Here is an 11,665-nt window from a genome sequence, read left to right on the forward strand (position 1 = left end):
AGGCTACGCACGCCCGGCCACGCTGAGTTACGTGAATCCAGAAATCACCCAAGCCGGCACCACCGTCCGCCACTTCAGCGTGCAGCTCTCCGCCACCCGCAGAGGTGCCCGTCTCGCCCGTCTGCTCGCGACCGAGCAACTCCGCTCCTGGGGGCTCCCGTTCGAGACGGTGGCTCAGGTGGTCGCAGAGCTGGCTTCGAACGCCGCGCTGCACGGGCGTGTGGCTGGCCGCGATTTCCGCCTCGCCCTCGCGGCCACCGAGCGCACTCTGCGTATCGAGGTGACCGACATCCGCGGTGACCGTCTGCCGGTCAACCGGCAGCCCGGAGAGGACGAGTCCGGACGCGGACTCATCCTCGTCGACGCGCTCGCCGACCGGTGGGGCGTCAGCCCCGGCCCGGCGCCGCGCAAGACCGTATGGGCCGAGATTGATCTTCTGCCCTGACCGTCCGAAACGCGCGGGTTCGCGTCAACCTACGGGCTACGGATCGAGCGGTGAGCCTGGGTGCGCTGTACCTGGGCAAAAGGCTGCCTGGTTGCCGCTGTCGGAATGGGCCGAGGCTGGGGTCATCGCCCACTCCGCACAGGCCACCACCCTGGCATGACGAACAGGACCTCCCTTGACTCCCTCCGACACCACCAGCCCTGCCGTACTGGCACAGCTTCAGCGCCGATCCGCCGACCCGAAGCGGCGCATCCTGTTCACCGGCGCGACCATCGTCACCATGGACCCCGACCTCGGTGTCCTTCACAGCGCCGATCTGCTCGTCGAGGGCGAGACCATCACCGCGATCGGTTCTGACCTCAACCGGGATGGCGCGGTGGTCGTCGACGCCACCGGCACCATCCTCACGCCGGGCTTCGTCGACACACACCGGCACGCGTGGGAGACCCAGCTGCGCCGGATCATGCCGGACGTCGACGACCTCGGCGCCTACGTGATGTCCACCCTCGCCGGCTACGCCACCGTCTACCGGCCCCACGACATGCACGTCGGCACCAAGCTGGCCGCCCTGACAGCGATCGACAGCGGCATCACGACCATGCTCGACTTCTCCCACAACTCCCGCACCCCCGAGCACTCCGACGCCGCCATTCAGGCTCTTGTCGACACCGGCATCCGGGGCGTGCACGCTTCCATGGGCCCGCACTTCGGAAACTGGGACAAGCAGTGGCCCGGCGACCTCTCCCGCCTCAAGGAGACCTACTTCGCCGATGGCGACCAGTTGCTGACCCTGCGCCTGGCCGCCCTGGCCACGGACGAGATCGCCGGGCCCGCCCTTGCTTACGGCACTGAACTGGCCCATACGGCCGAGGAACTGGGGATCGGCGTGAGTGTGGACGCCGTCTTCGGTGCCTCCTCCTCCCAGGCAATCCTGGGATGGGCGAAGGATGGCATCCTCGGCGCGGACCTCACCCTCATCCACGCCACCGGCCTGACCTCGGAGGCGTGGAAGGCGATCGGGGAGAGCGGCACCACGATCGCCCTGGCCCCGACCTCGGACGCGCAGATCGGGCTGGAGACCGCGATCCCCGCGATCGACGAGGCCCTGGCCGTGGGGGTCCGTCCCGGTCTGAGCATCGACGTCGAGGTGGCGCTGGTCAGCGACATGTTCACGCAGATGCGTGCCCTGCACGCCATCCAGCGGATGCGTGCGGTCAACGCGGTCTACGGCACCGAGCAGCAGCCGACACGCATCACCACCCACGACGTCCTGGACTTCGCCACCCTCCAGGGCGCCCGCACCAACGGCCTGCAGAACGTCACCGGCTCGCTCACGCCGGGCAAGAAGGCCGACCTCCTGGTCATCCAGGCCGAGGACCTCAACAACATGCCGCTCAACGACGCCGTCGGCACCGTCGTGCTCGGTTCCGATGCCCGCAACATCAGCGCCGTCCTCATCAACGGGCAGCCCCGCAAGTGGAACGGCCGGGTCCTCGATGTCGACCTGCCCGCCCTGCGCGACGAGGTCCACACCTCGCGGGAGTACGTGCTCAACACTCCGGCCGCCTGACCCCGACGCCGGGCACACCCCCTGGCTGGGTCCCACCCGCGCCGACGATCGCGCTGCTGACCGTGACGGGCTCCAGTGGGAAAGCCGAGAGGTGTCACTGCTCCGGGGCGGCCTCCTGATGGCGCGTGGCGTGCAGGCTGCCGAGCAAGGCGAGTGCCTGGGCGCTGGGGCTTCCCGGTTCGGCGTGGTAGACCACCAATTGCTGGCCCGGCGCCCCGCGGACGTCGAAGGTCTGGAAGGTGAGCGAGAGGGGTCCGACATCGTGGTGGACGAGGTCCTTGCCGTCACGGCTCTTCCCGTGGACAGTGTGCGAGGACCACAGTGCGGCGAACTCCTCGCTCTCCTCGGTCAGGGAGCCGACAAGGTCGTGCAGGCGCCGATAGTGCGGGTCGAGGCCCGTGGCGTGGCGCAGCCCGGCAACGACCGCCTCGGCTGCCCGCCCCCACTGGGTGAAGAATTCCCGGGCGGCCGGGTCGAGAAAGATCATGCGGGCCATGTTGTCCACGTTCTCGAACGGTGAGAACAGTGCGTCGGCCAGGGCGTTCGAAGCCAGGAAATCGGTGGCCGGGTTCAGGACGAACGCCGCGGCGTTCGGGTATCCGTCCAGCAGCTGCCGCAGCGCGGGACTGACCGTTTCCCTCGGCTGCGGCCCCTCTCCTTCCGGTGCGGTGCCCGCCAGCCGGAACATGTGCTCCCGCGCTTCGTCATCCATCAGCAGGGCCCTGCTGATGCACTCGAGGATCTGCGGGGAGGGGCTGCGTTCGCGGCCCTGTTCGAGGCGGGCGTAGTAGTCGCTGTTCATCCCGGCCAGGACGGCGACCTCCTCCCGTCGCAGCCCCGCCACCCGGCGGGCGCCGTAGGAGGCGAGCCCGACGTCGTCAGGTCGCAGGCGGGCGCGGTGGGCGCGCAGGAAATCTCCGAGATCGTTGCTGGTCACCCCCTCAGGCTATGCCGCCCCCACTGCGCGTACCTGGGTGCGCCATACCCGGGCAGAGCCGGTCCTGGCTGTCTCCCGTGCCCTTGACCAGGCTTGACGCGGACACCTGAACGAAAGAGGACGTGGTGAGAGACCAACAAGTCCAAAGGGCCGGTGAACATGCGGACGTGGTCGGGATGTGGGTGTCCGCTGACGGACACATCAGGCAGGAGCTGCGCGCCGACGGCCGCTACGACGAGGCACGCGGCACCCGCCGCAGCGCCTACACCGGCCGCTACACCGTGACCGGCAGCCACATCGACTACGTCGACGACGCCGGCTTCACCGCCACCGGCGACATTCGCGACGGTGTGCTCTTCCCACGAGCACCTCGTCCTCTACAAGGAGGAATAGCCGCACAAAGAGCGCTCGCCGCGGCGTCGTCGAAGACACCACGGCGAGCGCTCAAGAGCCCGGGCCGGGCTACCGCACGAACACTCCCGCCTGGCTCGCCAGGTCCAGGAAGTACTGCGGCGCCACACCCAGGACCAGCGTCACCGCCACGCCCACGCCGATCGTCGTCATCGTCAGCGGCGACGGCACGGCGACCGTCGGGCCGCCCTCCTTCGGTTCGCTGAAGAACATCAGGACGATCACCCGGATGTAGAAGAACGCCGCGATCGCCGAGGAGATCACACCCACCACGACCAGCGCGCCCGCGCCGCTCTGTGCCGCCGCCGAGAAGACCGCGAACTTCCCGGTGAAGCCCGAGGTCAGCGGGATGCCCGCGAAGGCCAGCAGGAAGACCGCGAAGACCGCTGCCACCAGGGGTGAACGGCGGCCCAGGCCCGCCCACTTGGACAGGTGTGTCGCCTCGCCGCCCGCGTCCCGGACCAGGGTGACCACCGCGAACGCGCCGATCGTCACGAAGGAGTAGGCCGCCAGGTAGAAGAGGACGGACGAGATGCCGGCGGGCGTCGCCGCGATGACACCGGCCAGGATGAAGCCCGCGTGCGCGATCGAGGAGTACGCCAGCAGCCGCTTGATGTCGGTCTGCGTGATCGCGACGATCGCGCCGCCCAGCATCGTGACGATGGCGATGGCCCACATGACCGGCCGCCAGTCCCAGCGCAGCCCGGGCAGGACGACGTACAGCAGGCGCAGCAGGGCGCCGAACGCGGCGACCTTGGTGGCAGCCGCCATGAAGCCCGTCACCGGGGTCGGCGCGCCCTGGTAGACGTCCGGCGTCCACATGTGGAACGGCACCGCGCCGACCTTGAAGAGCAGGCCCACCAGGATCATCGCGCCGCCGATCAGCAGCAGCGCGTCGTTGCCCATGGTGTCGGCGAGCGCCGGGTCGATCGTGCGGACGCTGCCGTCGACGACGTCCGCGATCCTGGCGTACGAGACCGAGCCCGCGTAGCCGTAGAGCAGCGCGATGCCGAAGAGCAGGAAGGCGGAGGAGAAGGCACCGAGCAGGAAGTACTTCACCGCCGCCTCCTGGGACATCAGCCGCTTGCGGCGGGCGACGGCGCACAGGAGGTAGAGCGGGAGTGAGAAGACTTCCAGCGCGATGAACAGCATCAGCAGATCGTTGGCGGCCGGGAAGATCAGCATGCCGGTGATCGCGAAGAGCACCAGTGGGAAGACCTCAGTGGTGGTGAACCCCGCCTTGACCGCGGCCTTTTCGCTGTCGCTGCCGGGCACGGACGCGGCCTGCGCGGCGAACGAGTCGATGCGGTTGCCGTGCGCCGCGGGGTCGAGCCGGCGTTCGGCGAAGGTGAAGACGGCGACCAGCGAGGCCAGCAGGATCGTGCCCTGCAGGAAGAGCGCCGGGCCGTCGACCGCGATGGCGCCCATCGCCGCGATGTGCGCCTTGGTGGTGCCGTATCCGCCGGCCGCGAGTGCCACGACCGCCGCGAAGGCGGCCGTGAGCGCGACGACGGTCAGGAACACCTGGGTGTAGTAGCGCGCCCTGCGCGGAACGAGGGCCTCGACCAGCACACCCACGACGGCGGCGCCGACCACGATCAGCGCGGGTGCCAGCTGGGCGTACTCGATGGTCGGGGAAGGGATCTTGTCGATCGGCCCGGCGGCCGTCGTCCACAGGCTGTGGACAGCCATAGCGCTCACTTGGCCGCCTCCGCGTTTTGAATAGGCACAGTGGGCTGGGGGTCCTTCTGCTGTACGTCGGACATCGTTTGCTCCACCGCCGGGTTGATGATGTCCGTCAGCGGCTTCGGGAAGACGCCGAGGAAGAGCAGCAGCGCGATCAGCGGTGCGACCACCGCGAGTTCACGTGCCCTGAGGTCGGGCAGCTTCGACACTTCCGCCTTTACCGGGCCCGTCATCGTCCGCTGGTAGAGGACGAGGGTGTAGAGCGCGGCGAGCACAATGCCGAAGGTCGCGATGATTCCGGCCACCGGGTAGCGGCTGTATGTGCCGACCAGGACCAGGAACTCACTGACGAAGGGCGCGAGGCCGGGCAGTGAGAGTGTGGCCAGGCCGCCGATGAGGAAGGTGCCGGCGAGCACCGGGGCGACCTTCTGCACTCCGCCGTAGTCCGCGATGAGCCGCGAGCCGCGCCGGGAGATCAGGAATCCGGCCACCAGCATCAGCGCGGCGGTCGAGATTCCGTGGTTGACCATGTAGAGCGTCGCGCCCGACTGGCCCTGGGAGGTCATCGCGAAGATTCCCAGGATGATGAAGCCGAAGTGCGAGATCGAGGCGTAGGCGACCAGGCGCTTGATGTCGCGCTGGCCGACCGCGAGCAGTGCGCCGTAGACGATGCTGATCAGCGCCAGTACGAGGATCACGGGCGTGGCCCACTTGGATGCCTCCGGGAAGAGCTGGAGGCAGAAGCGGAGCATCGCGAAGGTGCCGACCTTGTCGACAACCGCGGTGATCAGCACGGCGACCGGGGCGGTCGCCTCACCCATGGCGTTGGGCAGCCATGTGTGCAGCGGCCACAGCGGCGCCTTGATCGCGAAGGCGAAGAAGAAGCCGAGGAACAGCAGCCGTTCGGTGCTGGTCGCCATGTCGAGCTGCCCGCTGGTCCGGGCGTCGGCGATCTCCGTCAGGGAGAAGCTTCCCGCGACGACATAGAGCCCGATGACCGCGGCCAGCATGATCAGACCGCCGACCAGGTTGTAGAGCAGGAACTTCACGGCCGCGTAGGAGCGTTGGGTTGCGGCGTTCTCGTCGCTGCCCGAGTGGGCGCGGTCTCCGAAGCCGCCGATGAGGAAGTACATCGGGATGAGCATGGCTTCGAAGAGGATGTAGAAGAGGAAGACGTCGGTGGCCTCGAAGGAGAGGATCACCATCGCCTCGACCGCGAGGATCAGGGCGAAGAAGCCCTGAGTCGGCCGCCAGCGCGAGGACTTGGTCTCCAGTGGGTCGGCGTCGTGCCAGCCCGCGAGGATCACAAAGGGGATCAGCAGCGCGGTCAGCGCCAGCAGGGCGACCCCGATGCCGTCCACGCCCAGTTCGTACCGGACGCCGAAGTCCTTGATCCAGGCGTGGGATTCGGTCAGTTGATACCGGTCGCCGCCGGGCTCGAAGCGTACGAGCACGATCGCGGCAAGCACCAGTGTGGCGAGCGAGACGAGCAGCGCCAGCCACTTGGCGGCGGTCCGCCTCGCGGCAGGGACGGCGGCGGTGGCGATGGCGCCGACCGCCGGAAGCGCCGCCGTCGCCGTCAGGAGTGGAAAGGACATCTCAGACCGCCCTCATCAGCAGGGTCGCGGCGATCAGGATCGCCGTACCGCCGAACATCGAGACCGCGTACGTGCGGGCGTAGCCGTTCTGCAGCTTGCGCAGCCGGCCGGAGAGCCCGCCGAAGGAGGCAGCCGTGCCGTTGACCACGCCGTCGACCAGGGTGTGGTCGACGTAGACCAGGGAGCGGGTGAGGTGCTCGCCGCCGCGCACCAGGACGATGTGGTTGAAGTCGTCCTGGAGGAGATCCCGGCGGGCGGCCCGGGTGAGCAGCGAACCGCGCGGCGCGAGGACCGGCACCGGCCTGCGTCCGTACATCCCCCAGGCGATGCCGGCGCCGATGACCAGGACCACCATGGTGGCTGAGGTGACAGTGGCCGCGCTGAGCGGGGAGTCTCCGTGGGAGTCCCCGGTGACGGGCTCCAGCCAGTTCAGGAACCGGTCGCCGATGGTGAAGAACGCGCCGGCGAAGACCGATCCGAAGGCCAGGACGATCATGGGGATCGTCATCGACTTCGGAGACTCGTGCGGATGCGGCTCATGGCCCTCCGCGTCCGGCTGCCAGCGCTTCTCGCCGAAGAAGGTCATCAGCATCACGCGGGTCATGTAGAACGCGGTGATGGCCGCGCCCAGCAGTGCCACGCCGCCGAGGATCCAGCCCTCCGTGCCGCCCTTGGCGAAGGCCGCCTCGATGATCTTGTCCTTGGAGAAGAATCCGGACAGACCAGGGAAGCCGATGATGGCCAGATAGCCGAGGCCGAAGGTGACGAAGGTGATCGGCATGTACTTCCGCAGGCCGCCGTACTTGCGCATGTCGACCTCGTCGTTCATGCCGTGCATGACCGATCCGGCGCCGAGGAAGAGCCCGGCCTTGAAGAAGCCGTGCGTCACCAGGTGCATGATCGCCCAGACGTAGCCGATCGGGCCGAGGCCGGCCGCCAGGATCATGTAGCCGATCTGGGACATCGTCGAACCGGCCAGCGCCTTCTTGATGTCGTCCTTCGCGCAACCGACGATCGCACCGAAGAGGAGCGTGACCGCGCCGACGACCACGACCACCAACTGGGCGTCGGGTGCGCCATTGAAGATCGCTCCGGACCGGACGATGAGATAGACGCCGGCGGTCACCATGGTCGCCGCGTGGATGAGGGCCGAGACCGGAGTCGGGCCTTCCATCGCGTCCCCGAGCCAGGACTGCAGCGGTACCTGGGCGGACTTGCCGCAGGCGGCCAGCAGCAGCATCAGCCCGATGGCCGTCAGCTTGCCCTCGCTCGTCTCACCGGTCGACGCCAGGACCGGCCCGAAGGCGAAGGTCCCGAAGGTGGTGAACATCAGCATGATCGCGATGGACAGGCCCATGTCGCCGACGCGGTTGACCAGGAAGGCCTTCTTCGCCGCCGTCGCCGCGCTGGGCTTGTGCTGCCAGAAGCCGATCAGGAGGTACGAGGCGAGGCCGACGCCCTCCCACCCGACGTACAGCAGCAGGTAGTTGTCCGCGAGGACCAGCAGGAGCATCGCCGCGAGGAAGAGGTTCAGATAGCCGAAGAAGCGGCGGCGCCGCTCGTCGTGCTCCATGTATCCGATGGAATACATGTGGATCAGCGAGCCAACCCCGGTGATCAGCAGGACGAACGTCATCGACAGCTGGTCCAGCTGGAAGGCGACGTCCGCCTGGAAGCTCTCGACGGGGATCCAGGTGTACAGCTTCACGTGCAGGGCGCGGTCGTCCGCGTCCTTGCCGAGCATGTTGACGAAGAGCACCGCGCCCATCACGAAGGACGCGGCCGCGAACAGCGTGCCGATCAGTTGGCCGCTGCGGTCGAGACGCCGCCCGCCGCACAGCAGGACCGCCGCTCCGAGCAAAGGCGCCGCGATGAGCAGCGCAATCAAGTTCTCCACGATTCAGCGACCCCTTACAGCTTCATCAGGCTGGCGTCGTCGACCGAGGCCGAGTGGCGTGAGCGGAACAGCGACACGATGATCGCGAGCCCGACCACGACCTCCGCGGCGGCGACGACCATCGTGAAGAAGGCGATGATCTGGCCGTCGAGATTGCCGTGCATCCGGGAGAAGGCGACGAACGCGAGGTTGCAGGCGTTGAGCATCAGCTCGACGCACATGAAGACGACGATCGCGTTCCGCCGGATCAGCACCCCGGCGGCGCCGATGGTGAACAGCAGCGCCGCGAGATACAGATAGTTGACGGGATTCACTTCGCGACCCCCTCTTCCTGTTCCTGCGAATCGTGGTCACGGCCGAGCCGCTCCTCCGCGCGCTGCTCCAGCGCCTTGAGGTCGTTGAGCGCATCGCTCGACACATCGCGGATCTGGCCGCGCTCCCGCAGCGTCTTGCTGACGGTGAGCTGGGAGGTGGTGCCGTCCGGCAGCAGGCCGGGGATGTCCACGGCGTTGTGCCGGGCGTAGACACCGGGTGCGGGCAGCGGGGGCAGTTGCCTGCCTTCCCGTACGCGCTGCTCGGCCAGCTCCCGCTGGGTCCTGGCCCGCTCGGTGCGCTCGCGGTGGGTGAGCACCATCGCGCCGACGGCCGCGGTGATCAGCAGCGCGCCGGTGATTTCGAAGGCGAAGACGTACTTGGTGAACAGGAGGGCCGCGATGCCTTCGACATTGCCGCCGTACGCGCTGTTGGCCGCGCCCAGTCCGTTGAAGTTCTTCAGCGAGGCATTGGCGATACCGGCGATCAGCAGCACACCGAAGCCGAGACCGCAGGCCGCGGCGAGCCAGCGCTGGCCCTTCAGCGTCTCCTTGAGCGAGTCGGCGGCGGTGACGCCGACCAGCATGACGACGAAGAGGAACAGCATCATGATCGCGCCGGTGTAGACGATGATCTGGACGACTCCGAGGAAGTACGCCCCGTTCGCGAGATAGAAGACCGCCAGGATGATCATGGTCCCGGCGAGGCTGAGCGCGCTGTGGACGGCCCGCTTCATCAAGATCGTGCCGAGCGCGCCGAGCACGGCGATGGTGCCGAGCACCCAGAACTGGATGGCCTCACCCGTCGAAGTGACAGTGGCCGCGAGGGTGTTCATACGTCCACCTCCTCGGCCTTCTGGGCCTTCTCGTCCTTGGAGACGGCGGCCTGCTGGACCGTGCCGGGAGCGGCCTCGGTGACAAGGCCCCGGTAATAGTCCTGCTCGTCCATGCCCGGGAAGATCGAGTGCGGGGAGTCGACCATGCCCTCCTCGAGACCGGCGAGCAGTTGCTCCTTCGTATAGATGAGGTTCTCGCGGGAGCTGTCGGCCAGTTCGAACTCATTGGTCATGGTCAGTGCCCGCGTCGGACAGGCCTCGATGCACAGCCCGCACAGAATGCAGCGTGCGTAGTTGATCTGGTAGACCCGGCCGTACCTCTCACCCGGGGAGTAGCGCTCCTCGTCGGTGTTGTCCGCGCCCTCCACATAGATCGCGTCCGCGGGGCAGGCCCAGGCGCACAGCTCGCAGCCGACGCACTTCTCGAGCCCGTCCGGATGACGGTTCAGCTGGTGCCGGCCGTGGAAGCGCGGCGCCGTGACCTTCTGCTGCTCCGGATACTGCTCGGTCAGCCGCTTCTTGAACATGGCCTTGAAGGTCACGCCGAAGCCGGCAACCGGATTCTGGAACTTGTCCTCGGATCCCTCAGACATCGTCAGCCTCCTTTCCGTCACTGGAACCGTCACTCGCCCCGGGGGTTCGGGGGTCGCCCCCCGAAATGTCGCTGCCCGGGCCACCACTGACAATCAACTCGCGCTCACGGCGGGGACGCCTGCGCGGCACCGGCGGCAACTCCTGTCCCGGCAGCGGCGGTACGGGGAATCCGCCCGCCATCGGATCGAAGGCCGGGGGCTCGCCCTGGGCGGCTTCGGCCTCCTTCTCCTTCTTGCCGCGGAACATGTCGGCGACGAAGGAGAGCAGCAGCACCGCGATGACCGCGCCCCCGACGTACAGCACGATCTGCTGGAAGTCGTAATTCTCGTTCCGCAGCGCCCGTACGGTCGCGACCAGCATCAGCCAGACCACCGACACCGGGATGAGGACCTTCCAGCCGAGCTTCATCAGCTGGTCGTAGCGGACGCGCGGCAGCGTGCCGCGCAGCCAGATGAAGAAGAAGAGCAGCAGCTGGACCTTGATGACGAACCAGAGCATCGGCCACCAGCCGTGGTTCGCGCCCTCCCAGAAGGTGGAGATGGGATACGGAGCCCGCCAGCCGCCGAGGAAGAGCGTCACCGAGACCGCGGAGACGGTGACCATGTTGACGTACTCGGCCAGCATGAACATCGCGAACTTGATCGAGCTGTACTCGGTGTTGAAGCCGCCGACGAGGTCGCCCTCGGACTCCGGCATGTCGAAGGGGGCGCGGTTGGTCTCGCCCACCATCGTGACGACGTAGATGATGAAGGAGACCGGCAGCAGGATGATGTACCAGCGGTCCGCCTGCGCCTCGACGATCGCCGAGGTCGACATCGACCCGGAGTAGAGGAAGACGGAGGCGAAGGCCGCGCCCATGGCGATCTCGTACGAGATCATCTGCGCGCAGGAGCGGAGTCCCCCGAGCAGCGGGTAGGTCGAGCCGGACGACCAGCCCGCCAGCACGATGCCGTAGATGCCGACGGAGGCGACCGCGAGGATGTAGAGCATCGCGATCGGCAGGTCGGTGAGCTGCATCGCGGTGCGCTGCCCGAAGATCGAGACCTCGTTGTCGGAGGGCCCGAAGGGGATCACGGCGATCGCCATGAAGGCCGGGATCGCGGCGACGATCGGCGCGAGGACATAGACGACCTTGTCCGCGCGCTTGACGATCAGGTCTTCCTTGAGCATCAGCTTGATGCCGTCGGCGAGCGACTGGAGCATGCCCCAGGGACCGTGCCGGTTGGGGCCGATGCGCAGCTGCATCCAGGCGACGACCTTGCGCTCCCACACGATGGAGAAGAGCACGGTGATCATCAGGAAGGCGAAGCAGAACACCGCCTTGATGGCGACGAGCCACCAGGGGTCGGTCCCGAACATCGAGAGATCCTCAGCCGCGAG

At 67.7% G+C, this 11,665-nt stretch carries 10 protein-coding genes and 1 pseudogene; 3 read left to right on the forward strand and 8 right to left on the reverse strand.

Annotated features, from left to right (window positions below):
- The first annotated feature begins 31 nt into the window (after positions 1-31).
- Positions 32-445 carry an ATP-binding protein gene (locus OG905_RS17370; RefSeq protein ID WP_328671635.1) on the forward strand — a complete coding sequence of 138 codons (414 nt, stop codon included), beginning with the start codon at positions 32-34 and terminating at the stop codon, positions 443-445.
- A gap of 175 nt (positions 446-620) precedes the next feature.
- A complete protein-coding gene (locus OG905_RS17375; protein ID WP_328671637.1) occupies positions 621-2,015 on the forward strand; it encodes an amidohydrolase family protein in 1,395 nt (464 codons plus the stop codon).
- Between the two features lie 94 nt (positions 2,016-2,109).
- On the opposite strand, the gene OG905_RS17380 is transcribed toward OG905_RS17375, so the two are convergent.
- Complete coding sequence (locus OG905_RS17380) at positions 2,110-2,952, reverse strand: helix-turn-helix transcriptional regulator (protein ID WP_328671639.1); 843 nt, start codon at positions 2,950-2,952, stop codon at positions 2,110-2,112.
- A gap of 176 nt (positions 2,953-3,128) precedes the next feature.
- Between OG905_RS17380 and OG905_RS17385 the strand changes: the two are divergent.
- Positions 3,129-3,345, forward strand: a pseudogene (locus OG905_RS17385) (Atu4866 domain-containing protein).
- Between the two features lie 69 nt (positions 3,346-3,414).
- Here the strand turns inward: OG905_RS17385 and nuoN are convergent.
- The 7 genes from nuoN to nuoH are packed head-to-tail and all read right to left on the reverse strand — an operon-like array spanning position 3,415 to position 11,644.
- On the reverse strand, positions 3,415-5,064 hold the full coding sequence (gene nuoN / locus OG905_RS17390; protein WP_328671642.1) for an NADH-quinone oxidoreductase subunit NuoN: 1,650 nt from the start codon (positions 5,062-5,064) through the stop codon (positions 3,415-3,417).
- Positions 5,061-6,647, reverse strand: a complete 1,587-nt coding sequence (locus OG905_RS17395; RefSeq protein WP_328671644.1) for an NADH-quinone oxidoreductase subunit M — start codon at positions 6,645-6,647, stop codon at positions 5,061-5,063. The genes nuoN and OG905_RS17395 overlap by 4 nt, the downstream gene beginning before the upstream one ends.
- A 1-nt stretch (position 6,648) precedes the next feature.
- A complete protein-coding gene (nuoL, locus tag OG905_RS17400; RefSeq protein WP_328671646.1) occupies positions 6,649-8,544 on the reverse strand; it encodes an NADH-quinone oxidoreductase subunit L in 1,896 nt (631 codons plus the stop codon).
- A gap of 14 nt (positions 8,545-8,558) precedes the next feature.
- Entirely contained in the window at positions 8,559-8,858 is a 300-nt protein-coding gene (gene nuoK, locus OG905_RS17405; protein WP_069927518.1) for an NADH-quinone oxidoreductase subunit NuoK, read from the reverse strand.
- Positions 8,855-9,691 (reverse strand): NADH-quinone oxidoreductase subunit J, encoded by an 837-nt coding sequence (locus tag OG905_RS17410; protein WP_328671651.1) that lies wholly within the window; start codon positions 9,689-9,691, stop codon positions 8,855-8,857. The genes nuoK and OG905_RS17410 overlap by 4 nt, the downstream gene beginning before the upstream one ends.
- The gene (gene nuoI / locus OG905_RS17415; protein ID WP_328671652.1) at positions 9,688-10,284 is read right to left on the reverse strand and encodes an NADH-quinone oxidoreductase subunit NuoI; all 597 of its coding nucleotides are present in this window, start codon (positions 10,282-10,284) and stop codon (positions 9,688-9,690) included. Before nuoI ends, OG905_RS17410 begins: the two co-directional genes overlap by 4 nt.
- Positions 10,277-11,644, reverse strand: coding sequence for an NADH-quinone oxidoreductase subunit NuoH (gene nuoH, locus OG905_RS17420; protein WP_328682410.1), 1,368 nt, complete (start codon positions 11,642-11,644; stop codon positions 10,277-10,279). The genes nuoI and nuoH overlap by 8 nt, the downstream gene beginning before the upstream one ends.
- Positions 11,645-11,665: the final 21 nt, after the last annotated feature.

This window comes from Streptomyces sp. NBC_00322 (assembly GCF_036147535.1).
GTDB lineage: Bacteria > Actinomycetota > Actinomycetes > Streptomycetales > Streptomycetaceae > Streptomyces.